Here is a 17,868-nt window from a genome sequence, read left to right as displayed (position 1 = left end):
TATTTTTTTACTTACTTGTTCTTCTTAATTTGGCAGTTCCCGCAGGAATATCTTGTATTGTTCTAAAACCAATATAACTTCTAGCTGAATCTTTTCTTTCCCAATCTCTGTATCCAGTCATTAAAAGATAACCTACATCCTTCCAAGAACCTCCTCTTACAGATTTTTTCACTTCTCTATAAGCTTGGTTGGACAGATAAGGATTTAGAGTAGACGAAAATTGATAGGTTGAATTACTATAAGGAGACTCTGTCCATTCTGCAACATTTCCTGCCATATCATAAAGACCAAATCCATTTTTATGGAATTTCTTAACTGGAGCTGTATAAGGATAAGTTCCTTTCTTTTCATCTTCTATATAATTCCCTCGTTTAGGTTTAAAATTTGCTAAATAACAACCTCTATCATCTGTAAGATAAGGGCCACCCCAAGGATAAGTTGCATTTTCTAGACCACCTCTTGCAGCATATTCCCATTCTGCTTCTGTAGGTAATCTAAATCTGCTTGGTGCTTCTCCTCTTTTTTTACCAGATTTCACATAGTCTCTTTTTGCTTTAGTTTTATAATCACAAAAAGCTCTTGCTTGATCCCATGTTACACCTACTACAGGATAATCTTTGTATGCTTTGTGCCAAAAATATCTATCAAATAATGGTTCATTGTATGCATAGTTGAAATCTTTAACCCAAACTGTAGTATCTGGATAAACTGCTATACTTTCTTTTTTAAGATATTCTGCATTTCTGTTATTATCTTTTACTGCTGTAGCAATATCCTCCCACTGATAAGAATACTTTAATTTCTGAGTGTCTAAAAGTCTTTCATTATTAATTCTTTTTGCTGGAGGTAAATAAAGCGACTCTATTACTTCTGCATACTTTTCATCAGGATATTGATTAGTTTTCCAGTATAATGGAGCTTTCCAATCTAATTTTTTAGAATCATTGTAACCATCTCTGTCTCCTTGCGATTCTAAATACTTTTGGTAAGCATTCGCATCATCGCCCGCCTTTTTTGCTAAAAAAGCATATCTTCCTATTCCATCATCATTAGTATCATCTCCTGCAGCTTCCGCTAATAATGTTCTTGCAATGGAGTCTCTTACATAATTTACAAAGAGTCTATATTCTGAATTGGTAACTTCCGTTTCATCCATAAAAAACGAAGACACGGTCACAGTTTTCAGGGGAGCTTTCTCTGGGGTAGCTGTGAAATCTGCATCAGCTTGCCCCATAATGAAAGAACCACCTGGTATAGCTACCATTCCGAAAGGTCTTTGTGCAACAAAAGATTTTTTACTTTCTTTTGGTATCAATTCTCCTCTAGAATCTGGTTTTCCAGAATTTGCTCTTCCTCCTTTAGAACATGAAACCACAAAAGATGCTGCAAGCAGCAAAAGAAACATTCTTCTCATTATACTATAATAGTTTAAAGCGGTAAATATATAATTAATTTCTTTAACAAATCTTTAAGATTTTTTTTAAACGAAAATTAAATTAAAATATTTTGTATTTAATTAAAATTTATTCTACAGTTACAGATTTTGCAAGATTTCTTGGTTGGTCTACATTGGCACCTCTGTAAACAGCAATATAGTAAGCTAATAATTGTAACGGAATAGATGCGACTATTGGCGAGAAACATTCTGAAGTTTCCGGAATTTCTATTACATAATCTGCCATTGAAGCTACTTGCTCATCTCCATAATTTACCACAGCGATTACCTTACCTTTTCTGGCTTTAATTTCTTGAACGTTACTTACAATTTTATCATAATGACCTTTTTTAGGAGCAATGATTACAATTGGCATATTTTCGTCTATCAAAGCAATAGGACCATGTTTCATTTCTGCTGCTGGATAACCTTCTGCATGAATATAAGAAATCTCTTTCAATTTAAGTGCTCCTTCTAATGCTGCAGGAAAATTAAATCCTCTACCTAAGTATAAGAAATTAGTAGAATTCACAAAATCATGTGCAATTTCTTTCACATAATCATGTGTAGATTTTAGAACCTCTTCTACTTTTTTCGGGATATTGTCCAACTCCGTGATGAGTCTCATGAACTCTGCATTACTTAGATTGCCATTATGCTTACCTAATTTAAGGGCGATAAGTGATAAAATTGTTAATTGAGCTGTAAATGCTTTGGTAGAAGCCACTCCAATCTCTGGACCAGCATGAGTATAAGAACCTGCATCTGAGAATCTTGCAATAGATGAATCTACTACATTACAAATTCCATAGATGAATGCTCCTTTTTCTTTAGCCAATTTAATCGCTGCCATTGAATCTGCAGTTTCTCCTGATTGAGAAATAGCCACTACGATATCTTTTTCGGTAATGATAGGATTTCTGTATCTGAATTCTGAAGCATATTCTACTTCTACCGGAATTCTTGCAAATTCTTCGATAAGATATTCTCCGATTAAACCAGCATGCCAAGAAGTACCACACGCAATGATGATGATTCTTTCTGCTTTATTAATTCTATCAAGGTGATCCCAGATTCCAGCCATTTTAATAATGCCTTCATTTACGAGTAGTCTACCTCTTAATGTATCTTGAATAGATTTTGGCTGTTCAAAAATTTCTTTTAGCATGAAATGTTCATAACCTCCTTTTTCTATTTGTTCTAATGATAATTTAAGCTCTTGAATAGCGGGTTCTATTATTTCATTTTCTTTTATACTTCTTATTTCTACTCCTTTTTCTAGAGAAATAGTAGCCATGTGTCCATCTTCTAAATAGACTGCTTCTTTAGTGAATTCCACAAATGGAGAAGCATCCGATGCGATGAAATACTCTTTATCTCCTAAACCAATAGCAAGCGGAGAACCTAGTCTTCCTACAACTAAAACGCCAGGATAATCCTTGTGCATTACAGTAATTGCATACGCCCCATAAACTTCGTTTAGAGCATATCTTACTGCTTCGGAAAAATTAATTTTTTGGGTATCTAATATATATTGGATAAGATTTACAAGAACTTCTGTATCTGTTTCAGAAGAAAAGGTAAATCCTTTGCCTATAAGCATAGTCTTAATCGTATCATAATTTTCGATAATACCATTATGTACAAGAGCAATTTTACCATCATTTGAAACATGTGGGTGAGAATTTCTATCGCTAGGAACACCGTGAGTGGCCCATCTTGTATGTCCCATTCCTACATGAGAAGTTGCTTTTAGATTCTCAGAAATTTCTACTAAATCAGAAACTTTACCCTTTGTTTTTTTAACTTCGAAGCTATTATTTGTATCTTCTAGTACAATTCCTGCACTATCATAACCTCTATATTCTAATCTTCTCAAGCCGTTGATAACGATATCATAAGCGTCTTGAAAACCTGTATAACCTACAATTCCGCACATAGTTATTTATTTTTTTGAGTAAATTATTTTTAATTGAGCCTTATATTGAGTATTATTAGCATCAGATCCTACTAAAACAATTCTATTCGGAGTATACGCTTTAGTTGTATATTCAGTTCCTAAAAGAGCTCCGGTTGAACTAGAAGTTTGAAAGCTTCCTATATTAATAGAAATAGGTTTATTCGCTTCTTCCTTTTCTATAATATTTTTAACAAACTGAGTAATACTTATTTCATAGTAAGCAGGATTTTTATCTAAATCTACGCCTTTTACCATTTTGTAAACACCTGAATAAGCAAAAACATCTTTATCTGGGAAAAATGAATATGTGACTTTATTATCCGTGTCTACTGTTTTGACAACAGGTGTAAATGTATCTGGTTTTGAGTAAGAATTATTCCATAATGAACCATCAGAATACAGTCTAATTTTAGCAGAAAGTAATCCTACCTTTTCATTTTTGTATAAATTCTTTAGTTGTGCAATAGTAGCATCAGGAATTAAAATTTCTGCGCCTGGTCCTCCCATGCCTTGAAGGAAAAGTTTAGTATCACCATTAGTATTTGGAGTACTAGGAACATGGTTTACAAATGTATTACTTCTATTATATTGAATTTGATTAAAATGAACATTCGATGAACCTAAATCTAGTGTATAACTTCCTTGAGTTCTTGTGGTAGTACTATTCTCTGTTTTATCATATTTATAATAAATAGTTACTGATAATTCATTTGGATTGAAATTAAAAATATAACCATCATTTTCTGCTACAGAAAGCTTTAATCCTCTAAAATATCTAATAAAACTTGCAACATCTTTTAGTTCAAAAGAACCTTTTTTATCAATAATTTTAGATTGAAAAAAATCTTTATCTAAAGGTATTCTTAAACCTGCATCTCTGCTGAATAATTCAGAATTATCAGAGTCTTTGGTAATTTTAATAGATCTAATGAATCCATCAAAAGATTTAGTTCCTAATAAAGTTCCTGTATTAACTTGTTGATTAGAATAAAAGTTAGTTTCTGTAGAATATAAGAAATCTGTAACTTCATGTACGTTGATGGTAAAATTTCTTTTCGCTTTTCCGTATTTTTTAATAGGATAACTCGTTACTACTTTTTTTGCAGCGATATTATCTGAATGTACATAATCTTCGTAAGTTTTAGTCACTACAGAATCGGTTGCAGTTTGGTAAAGAGGTTTCATCTGTAAAACTACAGAATCTACTACAGCATTAGCGCCAAAATCTGGATCATAAGAAGATAATCTTACTTGGGTAACATACGATGATTTCTGCATCCCGAAGTTAGACTCATCAAAGGCACCTAAAGTTGCTTCTGAAAGTTTATCATTATCTGCTTCTAGCGCATCATTATTATAAACATTATAGGCTACTACATCGAAACTTGCTTCCGTTCCTTGAGCTGTACCGTTTTGGAAAAATTGCATTCCTAATTCGTCTGGCTCAGATTCACAAGCTACTGTAATAGCAGCTCCCGAAAACAAAATAAAAAATAGCCTAAAGATATTCTGAATTTCTTTTATCATTTAAGTAATTATATGTGATTTGTGATTAGTAAATTTCGCTTATAGAACCGCCGTCTACATATTCGTTTTTAGGTGTTTTAGATTCTTCAAAGGCTTTGTCTAGTTTTTCTTCTAAAAATTCATCTCCTTTTACAATAGTATCTACCAAATTCATACTTTCTATTACAAAACTTTGGATGGTAGGTTCTTCTAATGCTTTAAGGTTTTCAATATTATCAAACTTTAATTTTTCAGTAATATTGTCACCTAGAGATAAATCTTTTTCATTGTACACAGAAAGTACAAGTTTAGTATCGTTAAAATAAGAATCTGTCTTATAGTAATTTTTAAGGTAAATCGGGATAAATGACGCCATCCATCCATTAAAATGGATAATATCTGGAACCCAATTTAGTTTTTTAATGGTTTCGATTACACCTCTTGCAAAGAAAATTGCTCGCTCATCATTATCATCAAACGGTTGATTTTCTTCATCCTGATAATATTGTTTTCTCTTGAAATATTCTTCATTATCTATGAAATAAACCTGCAATCTTTCTCCTGGCAAAGAAGCTACTTTTATGATTAAAGGCTGGTCTAAATCATTGATAATGATATTCATTCCAGATAATCTAATCACTTCATGCAACTGAAACTTTCTCTCGCTGATAAATCCAAATCTCGGCATAAAAACTCTTACGTCATTGCCTTCTTGGTGCATCTTCAGTGCCATCTTGTTCACCATCATCGCCATATTACTATCTTCCTGATATGGAAACATCTCTGTGGTGACGTATAAAATCTTTTGATTCGGCATAATATTTTTTTCTTCTCTATACAAAGACGGTTAATTATGCAAAAATACAAAAAAATAACCGAATTTCTTTTAATTAACAATTTTTTATAACTTTACCCTAAATACAATTTTTATGAAAGTTCTGAAAAGCAAAAAAACACTGATTGATTATGTTGAAAGACAGAGAGAAATGGGCAAAAAGATAGGATTTGCCCCAACAATGGGCGCACTTCACCAAGGTCACCTTTCTCTTTACAAAGCTGCTAAAAAAGAAAATGACGAGGTTATTTCTTCCATTTTTGTAAATCCTACCCAATTTAATAATCCAGATGATTTTCAAAAGTACCCGAAAACATTAGAAAAAGACATAGAACTTTTAGAAAAAGCAGGAGTAGATGCAGTTTACGTTCCTAATGTAGAAGAAATGTATCCAGATGGACTAAATAGTAAAAAATATGATTTCGACGGACTCGAAAACGAAATGGAAGGCAAATACCGACCAGGTCATTTTGACGGAGTAGGAACCATTGTGGAAGAACTTTTCAGACAAGTACAACCCCACAATGCTTACTTTGGCGAAAAAGATTATCAACAATTAGCCATTATCAAAAAAATGGTAAAAAAAACAAAACTACCCGTAAAAATTCACGGAGTTTCTACTTTAAGAGAAGAAGATGGACTCGCCATGAGCTCTAGAAATGTAAGACTTACAGAAACCCAAAGAAAAGAAGCAACAATCATCTACGAAACACTTACAAAAGTAAAAGAATGGTTTAAAGTGATTTCTCTGGAAGAAATTAAACAAAAAGTGACTGATATTTTTAGAAATTCTAATTTCGAATTAGAGTATTTTGTCATTGCAGATGAAGAAACGCTTAAAGAAGCAAATGCTATCAATGAAGATAAAAAATACAGAGCATTTATAGTAGCGTATGCAGACACGGTAAGATTAATAGACAATATGCATTTAGAATAAAAACAAATAAAAAGCCTTCAAGGTAACTTGAAGGCTTTTAAACACCAAATCACAAAATATTAATATGAAAAAAATTTACTTTCGTAAATTGTGACCTGGCTGGGATTCGAACCCAGGACCCATACATTAAAAGTGTATTGCTCTACCAGCTGAGCTACCAGGTCTTTGAAATTTATAAAAAATTTCTAAGTTTTTATTTTTTGCTCTTCGTGCCTACGACTGGACTCGAACCAGCACATCCTTAGGAAACCACCCCCTCAAGATGGCGTGTCTACCAATTTCACCACGTAGGCAAAAAAAATCCGTAAAGGGTATACGGAATTTTGTTGTGACCTGGCTGGGATTCGAACCCAGGACCCATACATTAAAAGTGTATTGCTCTACCAGCTGAGCTACCAGGTCTCCTTAACATCTCTGTTAAAAAGTGGTGCAAAGATACGCCTTTTTTTAAATTCTCAAAATTTTTTAAGAACTTTGTGCAAAATAAAATTATGATTATTTCACTTGTAGGCTACATGGGGAGCGGTAAATCTCACATTTCCAAAATATTGGGAGAAAAAATAAATTTTAAAATTTTTGACCTCGACAAAGAAATTTCTAAGAAAAAAAACATGACTATACCCGAAATTTTTGAAAAAAAGGGTGAAATCTACTTTAGAAAGTCAGAAAAAGAAACTTTAGAAGAGCTTCTTGCCACCCAAGAAAATTGCATCATCAGTCTAGGTGGTGGCACTCCTGTGTATTATAATAACATGGAAATTCTTAATAATAATTCTATTACCATCTATCTCAGAGCAAATATTGGCACACTAGTTCAAAGATTATCTAAACAAAAAGAAAAAAGGCCTCTTATTGCGAGAATAAGTGATGAAGATTTACCAGAATTTATCGCCAAACACCTTTTTGAGAGAAATATTTTTTACAATAAAGCACAATATATTGTAGACACTGACCATAAAACGCCAGAAGAAATAGTAGAGGAAATTACTACTATTCTTCAGCTACATCCTTAAAGAAAGAATCCCAATCATCTTCTGTCACGGAAGTTTCATCATGGTCTGTCTCTAAGAAATCATCCATATCTCTTCTGTCTTTTTTGGTTGGCCTTCCTTCTCCTTTGGTACGGTAATAATCTTGAGACATTTTTCTGAGTTTTAGCAATTCATATTGCTCTTTCTCGGTCATGTCTGCTACATGAAGGGCAACCAATTTGGCTCCTATTCTACTTTTGGGAATTTGTAAAACCTTAATTTTATAGTCTATTTGATTTTTTCTTATCTTGATAATATCTCCTTCTTTCACTTCTTTGGAAGATTTTACGGTATTTTCTCCTATAGAAACTCTGTTTTTCTTAATTTCTTCGGCTGCTATATTTCTTGTTTTGTAAAACCTAATACTCCATAAAAATTTATCAATTCTCATAATTTATTTATACTTTTGCAGTTATTAAAAATATCGAGCAATTTAATTAAACAAATCTAAAGGATAAAAAAACTTATGAAAAAAATACTTTTGTTTCTTACTTTCACTTCTCTTATCTTATCTTCATGTAGAAAAGATGATGATAATACCACTACAACTCCAGAAGTAAGTCTAGAAACACAGAACTCATATGACGACGAGGCTATCCAAAAATTTTTAAAAGATAACTATTTTGATTCTAGAGGAAACATAGTAGCTTTTAGCAGCACTTCTACTGCGGATGATAATGAAAAGCCACTATTTAACTATAATGTTACAAAACTTAATTCTGGTGTAGTTTATATTAGTAGATATACTCCAACTAATGGAAAAACAATTGGCGCAACAGACAAAATATCTATTCTGCAAAAAACAACTACCTATGTTGCGACAAAAGATAGTAAAGGAACTGTAAGTTTTTCAACTCCAATTACATTTAGAAATACTGTAACTAGCGGAACAGGAAATCCAGAATATGACCCATCTTATTATTATGTTAAAGATGATGTATTGAGTGCTTACAATACTGCCTATAATAAGACTTACACAAGAACTTTCTATGAAATAGAGGGTTTACAAGAAGGTTTAAAATACTTCCAAAGCTGTGAAATTCCAAATAGTGAAAACTATAATTTACAAGGTGTAATTATCATACCTTCAAGAGCCGCATTTGCTAGAGATGATGCCTTCCCTTATTTAGCTAGCATGAAAGACAAAAGTTTTGTTTTCAATTTTCAAATTTACAAAACGGAAAACCGATAAAAAAACCGCCTAATTAGGCGGTTTTTTTATTCAAATATTTCTAAAATTACAGGTAAGGATTTTGGCGAATAAAATTCTGGAAAATGCATTTTATAGTATTGTAAAATAGAATCTAATAAAGATTTTCTGTATTTTTTTTCAATTATAAAATCTTCGTCTATTTCTTGGTTTAAAATTTTCTTCCAAAGAAAAGACAGTTCTTCATCTACTTCTTTTTGAGTAATTTCTTCTTGGAAAACTCCCTTTTCAATATTTAAAAATTTTTCTTCGGACACCAATGGAGAAATACCAAAAAACTGAAGCATCCTAATCAGAAAAAAGTAATGCGCATGCATCTTTTTCTCTAAAATTTTCTGTTTGAAAAATTTAATTTCTTGATAAAGAGCAACGTTCTGACTTTCGTTCTTCAAAATTTGATTGAGAAAATCCGAAAGAAAAAAAATCACAGCATTCTGATGAACATTTACCTCATCTGGTAATTTTTCACTTAGTTCTACTTTTTTAATGGTAGGAAGATTGCCATGATAACTTGAAAAAGCAATTTCCAGCTCATTAAGCGGCGAAAGAAACGCTTTCTTTTTGTTTTTAACAGAATATATACCTCGCATGAAAAACGACTGAAAACCGCTTTCTAACGTATAACAATGCAGAATGACATCATAATCTCCGTACTTAATATATGAGAGTAAAAATCCTGTGTTTTTATCCATTAATTCACCACTGCTATTTTAGCGGTAGCTTTATCGGTTCCATCTTCATTGGTCATTAAGACAAAATAAATTCCCGAGGCTACTCTAATGCCTTTTTGATTATTGAGGCTCCATTCGTAATATCCGCCTCTTGCTACTGCTTGATGCACTACGTTTCCTGCTGCATCTGTAATTCTAATATTGGTTTTTTCGGCAAGTCCTGTAATTTTTACATTTCCTCTGTATTGACTTGTAACGACTGGATTTGGATAAACTTTTATCTCAGAAAAATCACTAGAAACATTGATTACATCTCCTTGATACACCACAATTCCATCAAAGGTTACAAAATATACTTTTCCTGTTTTAGGGTCTACTTTTATATCTGTAACAATATCATTTGGCAATGGAGAATTTACTTTTGTAAAATGCGAAATGGTATTTTCGCCATTAGAACTGAGGTAAAATACGCCTCCTCCTTCTACAGAAACCCATTTTTGATTCCCTGAATCTACTTCTACCTGAAGAATCACCAAATCTTTAAAAAGCTCTTCTGGAATTCCGTTTTGAGTAATAACAATAGGCTCTGCTTTATTATCAGTATTATTAATTGCATTAGAAGCGTTTGGTAAAATTCTAAGACCTAATCTAGTTCCTATCCAAATGTCATCATTTTTATCTATCGCTGCTGAAACAGTTCCAGAAGCTGCCAATCCATTTTTTGAATTAATCAGTATGGTTTTATCATCTGAAAAACTAAGTGGTGTATTTTTATAATCAGAAATAATCAAACCTCCTGGATTATAGTAAGGAGATGGAATAAATAATTTGCCTTCTTTTACAAGTGGCTTCTGCATACTACCCGCAGAAATTAATGAATTAATAACAAACTGATCGGTAGATTTATCATAAACATAGACACCTTCTGTATATTTCTGATTTTGCAAAAGTCCAACGGAACAAAAAAGTTGATTATTTTCATCAAAAACACAACCTGCAGGTCTATTATAAAGACTATTAGCGTCTGTTTGATTATAAGCTTTTATAAAAACATTATTATCCATTTTATAAATCCCTTTTTGCCCTTGTATCCAAGAATAGTTAGTAAAGAAAACTTCGGAAGGTTTAGAAGGATTAGGAACTACATCTAAAATATTCCAAACGAAAGGAGAGCTTTTAAAATAATTGGGATAATTCCATTTATTACCATCAAAATGATAATATCCTAAACCTGTATAAAATGGACCATTATAACCATCTCTTCCACCCGTAGAAACCCACAGTTGATTATCTAACAAGCTAATCTTATATGAAACATTAGAGTAAGGACCATCTGGTTTATAAGAGTTTTTAGATTCATCATAAATTCCTGAAAGTTTAGTTCCTGTATAAATTTGATTGTTTACTACAAAAGCCGTATTTACTTCTTCTCCGATATCTATTGTTTTTTGCAAAGTTCCTGTAAGTGTATACGCGTATACTTTGGTTTGGTCTGCAACAATAATTTGGGAATCCGTAATTTTGAGGTCTTTAATATTGGTAAAACTTTGCGGAATAGAACTTAAACTTCCCACATTACCATAATATACGGTGTTGTTATTAGATAACACCAAAGTAGATTTAGAATCTATCTGTGTATAATTTCCTGCTGCGGAATTCCAATTGTTGTACACCGAAAAAGTTACGTCTATAGGATGATATTTAAGACTGGTTCCTGTAATCGCATAAACCGTATTGTCTTTTATGGTGGCTTCTAAAACTTTTTCGTAAGAAGTACCATTAAAAAAGAAACAAGTATCCCCAAATTCTTTTTTGGTAATGTTAAAAACAGAAACGCCATAACCTACAGAAATCACGGCTTTGTCTCCATTGATAGAAATATTATTAATCGTTTTACTTCCGGTATAACTTTGTGAGAGCGGAATATCTACTACATACGTTACACCATCTGCAGTTACCACATCTAAATTGCCAGATTTATAACCTATGATAGCCGTATTGGTAGCAGCCTCATAATCAAAAGCCGAAATTTTCACTTCGTGCAAACCATTGGCTTTAGAAAGTTTGGTAATTTCACCTGAAATGGTGTTGTAATAAAAAACTCCATTTTCGGTTGCGGCAATAATTTTCCCGTCTTTTTCTTTGAAAGCCAAAACATTATTGTAAGAGAACAAATCGCTCCACTTACTATTGGTGCTTTGCGAAAACACTAAAAAATACGACAAAAGCAGTAAAAAGACTAATATATTTTTTTTCACCATCAATTTTTAACCTAAAATGCTATCATCTATAACTTGATTATTCCATGAAATATTTTGTAAGCTCTTATTTTTGTCAAAATAAAAATCTATTCTTCCTAAAAGCAATCCAGCCCAACCTACTTGATTCACCAAAACGTTTTTGCCACTTTTATTGGTGAAAGATTGTGGTTCTGGTAAAAAAGTATGGGTGTGACCTCCTAAAATTAAATCAATATTATCTGTCTGAGCTGCTAATTTTTTATCAGAAATTTTATCCGCATCATCTCTATAATCATAACCAATATGTGATAGACAAATTACCAAATCACAACCTTTTTCTTTTCTCAGAAAATCTGCATAATGCTGTGCGATTTCTACTGGATTCAAATATTTAGTTTCCTGATATTGCTTCTTGCCCACCAATCCATCTAACTCTATTCCCACTCCGAAAAGTCCTACTTTAATTCCATCTTTTTTGAAGATTTTATATTTTTCCGTTTTCCCGTCAAGAATGGTATTGCTGAAATCATAATTAGAAGTGATAAAAGGGAATTTAGCATTAGGTAAAGCCTTCAAAAAACCTTCTAAACCATTGTCAAAATCATGATTTCCCATAGTTGCCGCATCATAACCCATCATAGACATTAATTTAAACTCAAGTTCACCTCCATAAAAATTAAAATATGGTGTTCCTTGAAAAATATCTCCTGCATCTAACAAAAGAACATTTTTTTCTTGGCTTCTAATCTGCTGAATTAAAGTAGCACGTCTTGCAAAACCTCCCTGATTAGGATTTCTGGAGTAACTAGAATCAAACGGTTCTATTCTACTGTGTTGGTCATTGGTGTGTAAAACGGTCAATTTATAAGCCGCATTTTTATCTAGAATACTTTTTTGACTGGCAAAAACTAAATTAGGCGCTAAAGAAAGTGCTAATGTTCCGCCTCCTACTGTTTTTAAAAATTCTTTTCTGTTCATTAGTTTTTCCCTTTAAAATTTAAACGAATGTCTTTATTAGCTTTTACTTCTGGATTTTTCTTGAAATATTCTAAAAACAAATCTCTCAATTTAATTCCTGTAGAAATGAGTTCTCCTTTGCTGAAAAACTTCATATTATCACCACCTAAAGCAAGATAATCAGACGTAGCGATGTAATAAACCTCATCATCTTCCACATTCTCGCCATCGATTAAGGCTTGATTGATTTTACCGTTTTCTGTTTCGATATAAAGATGAGAAACGGGGTTATTTTTCTGTGTTTCTAAATAATATTGAAATAAACCTCTTAAATCACTCCCTTTCATTTTTACAATAACCACTTCATTTTCAAAAGGCATAACTTCGAAAACATGTTTGGTCAAAATATCTCCTGCTCCAATCGTAGAACGAATTCCGCCAATGTTAATTACCGCAGCGTCTACATCAATATTATTTTTTTCTCCCCATTCTTCTGCTCCTTCATAAGTGAAATCTGCTAAAAGGTTCCCTAAATTGGAATTGTCTCCCGATTTATTAAGGTCTACAGAAGTGTAAGAAATTTTAGAATTCATTTTTTTCTCCAACTCTGCTTTGTAAGGAGCAATAACAGAAACAAAATTCTGATTTTCTGCAATTTCAGAAGTGATAGAAGTATTTTTCTGCGGTTGAACTTGAGCCACTTGAAGCGGAGTTCTGCATGCAGAAGCAGTGAGCGCAACGATGGCCAACAACCAAATTTTATTTTTCATGATTTTATAAAAATTGTAATGCAAATATAATTGATTCTGTGTTATTATGAATAGATTTTTTAGCGGGTGTGAACCGAAGAAATTTGCGTAAAAAATAGCCCCGATTGCCTCTTTGTTTTTTTATATTTTTATAGGAATCGGCGAAACTCGTGCCTCGTTTTGAAGCGGAAATCCTTTTAAAATTTTCAGGTTTTTTCATTTTATGAAACCTGAGTGAAAAAATTTTAAAAAATTGCAGTGAAAAGCGGGTCCAAAAGTGATGAGAATTAGTAAACTTCTTGCTCCTGAAAAAAATTTTTTCACTAATTTTGAACAAATTAATTTTTATAACACAATTTAACAATGAGTAACTTAAAAGGAGTAGGTGTAGCATTAGTAACACCTTTCAACGAAGATTTATCAGTAGATTTTGATTCGCTAACGAGATTAGTAGAATACAACATCGAAAATGGCACCAATTATTTAGTAGTTCTAGGAACCACAGCAGAAGCTGCTACTCTTTCTGCAGCAGAAAAACAAGAAGTTATAAAACACGTTATAAAGATTAATAATAAACGTTTACCATTGGTTTTAGGAATCGGTGGAAACAATACTCTAGAAGTTAAAAAACAAATTGAAGAAGCAGATTTAACGGATTTCGATGCAGTTCTATCAGTATCCCCTTACTATAACAAACCAAACCAAGAAGGACTTTATCAGCATTACAAAATGCTAGCTTCTACAGGGAAACAAATTATTATTTATAACGTTCCGGGAAGAACTGGTCAAAACATAGAGGCTTCTACCACATTGCGTTTAGCGAATGAATTCCCTAATCTTTTTATGATTAAAGAAGCTGCACCAAACATCTTACAATATTTTGATATTTTAAGAAAAAAACCTGCAAATTTCTCTTTAGTTTCTGGAGATGATGAATATACACTTCCTGTAACTTTAGCGGGTGGAGACGGTGTAATTTCCGTAATTGGACAAGGTTATCCTAAGGAATTTTCTACGATGGTACAACTTGCTTTCGAAGGAAAAGTAAAAGAAGCTTATGAAATTCATAACAAATTGGTAGAAATCACCAGACTTATTTTTGCTGAAGGAAATCCTTGCGGAATTAAAACCGTTTTAGCAGAGAAAGGAATCATCAAAAACTACTTAAGACTGCCTCTAGTTGTTGCTTCTGAAGGTTTACAAGCCAAAATAAAAGCAGAAATGGCAAAAATTTAATCAGAAAAACAATTTTTTACTATATTGAGGCGCGATTTTTTCGCGTCTCAACTTTTATAAAAAAAAACAATCATAACTATATAAACTAAGAAAACTTTTATGGAGAAAACTGACATGAGAAACTACTCTTCTTCTTTCAGAGGAAAAGGTAGCGAATTTTTTGGCGTAGTTGTTATCAACTGGCTATTGACCGTTATTACTTTGGGATTATACTATCCTTGGGCAAAAGAAAGAACCCTAAAATATTTGTACGCAAATACTTACCTAGAAAATGACAGATTTCAATTTTCTGGAACGGGAAAAGAAATGTTCGTAGGTTTTATTAAAGTATTTGGAATGTTTTTATTCCTGTATTTAGCATTTTTATTTGCTGCACAATCACAAAACGCTGCGCTTTCTGTGATAATTCTTCTTTTATTCTATGCATTTATTTTAGGCATTATTCCTTTTGCTATTCACGGATTTTACAGATATAGAATGTCTAGAACTTCATGGAGAGGAATAAGATTTGGATACAGAGGAGACAGAAGCACTTTGGTAAAAATATATTTCAGAGATTTATTTTTGACCATTCTTACCTTCGGAATTTATAGCTCTTGGATGACAATTCACCTTAGAAATTACACCTTGAGCAATGTAAAATTTGGGAGCGCATCATTTAAACATCATGCAAATGGTGATGATTATTTTTTCCTTAATCTTAAAGGAATAATTTTAACCTATATTACGCTAGGAATTTACAGTTTTTGGTTCCAAAGAGACATCATTAACTTTTATTTTGACCATTTAAGTCTTCATCACAATGATAAAAAGGTTAAGTTCAAATCTCACCTTAGTGCAGGAGATATTTTTGAATTATTAATTATCAATTTAATTATTATTGTTTTCACGTTAGGATTAGGTTATGCTTTTGCAGAAGTGAGAACTTTAACTACTATGTTTTCTAAACTTCAGATTTATGGCGATATCGATTTAGATGCGATTCAACAGACTGAAGCAGAATACAAAAACGCTTTCGGAGACGAAGCATTAGATGTAATGGATTTAAGCGGAGTCATCTAAATGAGTTTTACTAAAGCATATGGTAAATATTTTGACGGCCATACTTCTAAACCCTATGATGTAGAGTTAGAAATATGGCCCGAAAAAAAAATTTCCTTTTTTTTTAATAATCGAAAGCTCAATTGGAATTTCGAGGAGGTTTCTTTTGAAAAAAATAGCGATACACTCTACATTACTAGAAAAGAGAATCATGCAGAGAGTTTGAGAATAGACAATCCTTACGTTATCAATCTTATTTACCAATCTGCTAAAAAATCTCGAAACATTTCTTGGTACCAAAACATTCTAGATTTAGGATTTAAATTCTATGCAGTTGCCACTGTTACCATAGTTGCTGCGATTGCTTTATTTTATGTTTTCGCAATTCCTTGGATGAGTGAGCGTGTTACCGAAATCACGCCAGTAGAATTTGACAATAAAATAGGAGATTCTCAATACAACCAGATGGAAAGTATTCTTGAAATTGACCAAAAAAAATCAAGAATCCTTCAAGAATTTGCTTCAAATATAGATTTTGAAACTTCCAGAAAACTGACTTTCAAAGTAGTGAATGACAGCGAAGTCAACGCTTATGCTTTGCCAAACGGAACCATCTTGGTGCATTCAGGAATTTTAGATAAAATCTCTAATTATGAGCAGTTAGCGGCACTTCTTGGTCACGAAGCTACTCACGTGAAAGAAAGACACAGCATCAAAATTCTTTCCAGAGCTATTTCTGGCTACATCATTGTTTCTGCTTTAACTGGCGATGTAAACGGAATTATGTCTACTATTGCAGATAATGCCAATCAATTGAACAATCTATCTTATTCTAGAGATTTTGAAGAATCATCTGATGCAGGAAGTTATCAGATTCTTAGAAAAAATAAAATCAATCCTAAAGGTTTAGAAGAACTTTTTTTGATTTTAAAGGAAAAGGAAGGTCTAGAAATTCCTAAAATTCTTTCTACTCATCCTATTACGAATGACAGAATCAATTTTGCCAAAAAATTAATTCATCAAAACGAATATACTTCTATTCCGCATCAAGAATTAGAACAACTTTTTACTGAACTCAAAAAATGATAAAAAAAGCCACCATAAAAGACATTTCTTTAATTCAAGATTTAGCGCAAAAATCTTGGCGAAGTCACTATCCGGGAATTATTTCTCATGAACAAATAGATTTTATGCTGGATTTAATGTATTCTGAAGAAGAAATTACCCGTCAATTTAATAATCCCAATTATCATTATTATCTTTTGGGTGATGCAGAAAATTTCTATGGAATTATGGGCTTCGAAAATCATTATGAAGAAAACACTACTAAACTCCATAGAATCTACATTACCGAAGAAGGAAAAGGAAAAGGTCTAGGAAAAGAAGCCATTCAATTCCTAAAAAATCAAATTCTAGAAGTAGGTGACCAAAGAATTATCCTTGCCGTAAATAAGCAAAATCCATCTTATCATTTTTACCTTTCACAAGGCTTCAAGGTCTATGAAGAAGGCGTTTTTGACATTGGAAATGGCTTCGTAATGGATGATTACTTAATGGAATGGAATGCATAAATTATTATATCTTTAACATGTCATAGACATTCTCTATTAATTTTTTCACTAACTTTGTGAAATATTTAGATGAAAAGACATTTTTCAATATTTCTCTTAACAATTTACCTCTTTAGTTTTACAGAGGTAAAAGAAGTATTGAAAATTCCTGCATTAGTCGAACATTATCAGGAACATAAATCTGAAAATAAAAACATCAGTATTATTGGGTTTATCGCGCTTCATTATTTAAGCGGTAGCCAAAAAGACAGTGATTATGAAAAAGACATGAAACTGCCTTTTAAAGCCCATGAAATTTCTTCCGTTAGCTTTGTTATCCAAGACTTACCTAAATCTTTTGAGCTGAATTTAGGTCAAACTAAAAAGTTTTTTGAAGAAAAAAACCAGAACTTTCATTACACTGAAAGTTTTATCAATCCACATTTACTTTCATTTTTTCAACCGCCAGAGTTGGTTTAATTTATTGGTATAGAAAACTCATTACTATTT

General features: G+C 32.3%; 17 protein-coding genes and 3 tRNA genes. 8 read left to right on the top strand and 12 right to left on the bottom strand.

Annotation, left to right across the window (positions count from 1 at the left end; genetic code table 11):
* Nucleotides 1–7: 7 nt before the first annotated feature.
* From gldK to C3729_RS06255, 4 genes are all read right to left on the bottom strand, one after another.
* Complete coding sequence (gene gldK / locus C3729_RS06270) at nucleotides 8–1,414, bottom strand: gliding motility lipoprotein GldK (RefSeq protein WP_104793371.1); 1,407 nt, start codon at nucleotides 1,412–1,414, stop codon at nucleotides 8–10.
* A gap of 109 nt (nucleotides 1,415–1,523) precedes the next feature.
* Nucleotides 1,524–3,374: a glutamine--fructose-6-phosphate transaminase (isomerizing) gene (gene glmS, locus C3729_RS06265; RefSeq protein WP_104793370.1), complete on the bottom strand. Its 1,851-nt coding sequence runs from the start codon at nucleotides 3,372–3,374 to the stop codon at nucleotides 1,524–1,526.
* 6 nt (nucleotides 3,375–3,380) lie between these two features.
* Nucleotides 3,381–4,922 (bottom strand): DUF4270 domain-containing protein, encoded by a 1,542-nt coding sequence (locus tag C3729_RS06260; RefSeq protein ID WP_104793369.1) that lies wholly within the window; start codon nucleotides 4,920–4,922, stop codon nucleotides 3,381–3,383.
* Nucleotides 4,923–4,947: 25 nt separating this feature from the next.
* Nucleotides 4,948–5,718, bottom strand: a complete 771-nt coding sequence (locus tag C3729_RS06255; protein ID WP_104793617.1) for a glycogen/starch synthase — start codon at nucleotides 5,716–5,718, stop codon at nucleotides 4,948–4,950.
* Nucleotides 5,719–5,830: 112 nt separating this feature from the next.
* Here C3729_RS06255 and panC point away from each other — a divergent pair, with 112 nt between their 5' ends.
* A complete protein-coding gene (panC, locus tag C3729_RS06250) occupies nucleotides 5,831–6,673 on the top strand; it encodes a pantoate--beta-alanine ligase (protein ID WP_104793368.1) in 843 nt (280 codons plus the stop codon).
* A gap of 91 nt (nucleotides 6,674–6,764) precedes the next feature.
* Here panC and C3729_RS06245 read toward each other — a convergent pair.
* From C3729_RS06245 to C3729_RS06235, 3 genes are all read right to left on the bottom strand, one after another.
* Nucleotides 6,765–6,837: transfer RNA gene (locus C3729_RS06245), tRNA-Lys, on the bottom strand.
* Nucleotides 6,838–6,883: 46 nt separating this feature from the next.
* Nucleotides 6,884–6,966: transfer RNA gene (locus C3729_RS06240), tRNA-Leu, on the bottom strand.
* A 36-nt stretch (nucleotides 6,967–7,002) separates the two neighbouring features.
* Nucleotides 7,003–7,075, bottom strand: a tRNA-Lys gene (locus tag C3729_RS06235).
* A gap of 89 nt (nucleotides 7,076–7,164) precedes the next feature.
* Here C3729_RS06235 and C3729_RS06230 point away from each other — a divergent pair.
* Nucleotides 7,165–7,686, top strand: a complete 522-nt coding sequence (locus C3729_RS06230) for a shikimate kinase (RefSeq protein WP_104793367.1) — start codon at nucleotides 7,165–7,167, stop codon at nucleotides 7,684–7,686.
* Here C3729_RS06230 and C3729_RS06225 read toward each other — a convergent pair.
* A complete protein-coding gene (locus C3729_RS06225) occupies nucleotides 7,664–8,095 on the bottom strand; it encodes an RNA-binding S4 domain-containing protein (RefSeq protein ID WP_104793366.1) in 432 nt (143 codons plus the stop codon). The two genes, C3729_RS06230 and C3729_RS06225, sit on opposite strands and share 23 nt — an antisense overlap.
* 90 nt (nucleotides 8,096–8,185) lie before the next feature.
* Between C3729_RS06225 and C3729_RS06220 the strand changes: the two genes are divergently transcribed.
* Nucleotides 8,186–8,896 carry a hypothetical protein gene (locus C3729_RS06220; protein WP_260204482.1) on the top strand — a complete coding sequence of 237 codons (711 nt, stop codon included), beginning with the start codon at nucleotides 8,186–8,188 and terminating at the stop codon, nucleotides 8,894–8,896.
* 26 nt (nucleotides 8,897–8,922) lie between these two features.
* Here the strand turns inward: C3729_RS06220 and recO are convergent, their stop codons facing one another.
* Genes recO through C3729_RS06200 form a run of 4 tightly spaced genes read right to left on the bottom strand, consistent with a single transcriptional unit; the run spans nucleotide 8,923 to nucleotide 13,552 of the window.
* Entirely contained in the window at nucleotides 8,923–9,606 is a 684-nt protein-coding gene (recO, locus tag C3729_RS06215) for a DNA repair protein RecO (protein ID WP_104793364.1), read from the bottom strand.
* Nucleotides 9,606–11,846, bottom strand: coding sequence for a T9SS type A sorting domain-containing protein (locus C3729_RS06210; RefSeq protein WP_104793363.1), 2,241 nt, complete (start codon nucleotides 11,844–11,846; stop codon nucleotides 9,606–9,608). Before C3729_RS06210 ends, recO begins: the two co-directional genes overlap by 1 nt.
* 6 nt (nucleotides 11,847–11,852) lie before the next feature.
* Nucleotides 11,853–12,803, bottom strand: coding sequence for a bifunctional metallophosphatase/5'-nucleotidase (locus C3729_RS06205; RefSeq protein ID WP_104793362.1), 951 nt, complete (start codon nucleotides 12,801–12,803; stop codon nucleotides 11,853–11,855).
* Nucleotides 12,803–13,552 (bottom strand): 5'-nucleotidase C-terminal domain-containing protein, encoded by a 750-nt coding sequence (locus C3729_RS06200; RefSeq protein ID WP_104793361.1) that lies wholly within the window; start codon nucleotides 13,550–13,552, stop codon nucleotides 12,803–12,805. The genes C3729_RS06205 and C3729_RS06200 overlap by 1 nt, the downstream gene beginning before the upstream one ends.
* A 342-nt stretch (nucleotides 13,553–13,894) precedes the next feature.
* On the opposite strand from C3729_RS06200, the gene dapA reads away from it, so the two are divergent.
* The 5 genes from dapA to C3729_RS06170 all read left to right on the top strand — a co-directional run bounded on the left by dapA (nucleotide 13,895) and on the right by C3729_RS06170 (nucleotide 17,838).
* Nucleotides 13,895–14,767 (top strand): 4-hydroxy-tetrahydrodipicolinate synthase, encoded by an 873-nt coding sequence (dapA, locus tag C3729_RS06190; protein ID WP_104793359.1) that lies wholly within the window; start codon nucleotides 13,895–13,897, stop codon nucleotides 14,765–14,767.
* A gap of 99 nt (nucleotides 14,768–14,866) precedes the next feature.
* Nucleotides 14,867–15,829, top strand: coding sequence for a YjgN family protein (locus tag C3729_RS06185; RefSeq protein WP_104793358.1), 963 nt, complete (start codon nucleotides 14,867–14,869; stop codon nucleotides 15,827–15,829).
* Complete coding sequence (locus C3729_RS06180) at nucleotides 15,830–16,894, top strand: M48 family metallopeptidase (RefSeq protein WP_104793357.1); 1,065 nt, start codon at nucleotides 15,830–15,832, stop codon at nucleotides 16,892–16,894.
* Nucleotides 16,891–17,379 (top strand): GNAT family N-acetyltransferase, encoded by a 489-nt coding sequence (locus C3729_RS06175; protein WP_104793356.1) that lies wholly within the window; start codon nucleotides 16,891–16,893, stop codon nucleotides 17,377–17,379. Before C3729_RS06180 ends, C3729_RS06175 begins: the two co-directional genes overlap by 4 nt.
* 138 nt (nucleotides 17,380–17,517) lie before the next feature.
* Nucleotides 17,518–17,838, top strand: a complete 321-nt coding sequence (locus C3729_RS06170; protein ID WP_133159946.1) for a hypothetical protein — start codon at nucleotides 17,518–17,520, stop codon at nucleotides 17,836–17,838.
* Nucleotides 17,839–17,868 lie beyond the last annotated feature (30 nt).

Origin of the sequence: Cloacibacterium normanense (assembly GCF_002943105.1) — a bacterium.
GTDB lineage: Bacteria > Bacteroidota > Bacteroidia > Flavobacteriales > Weeksellaceae > Cloacibacterium.
The sequence above is the reverse complement of the archived record's forward strand: the minus strand, read 5'-3'. Positions and strand labels throughout refer to the sequence as shown.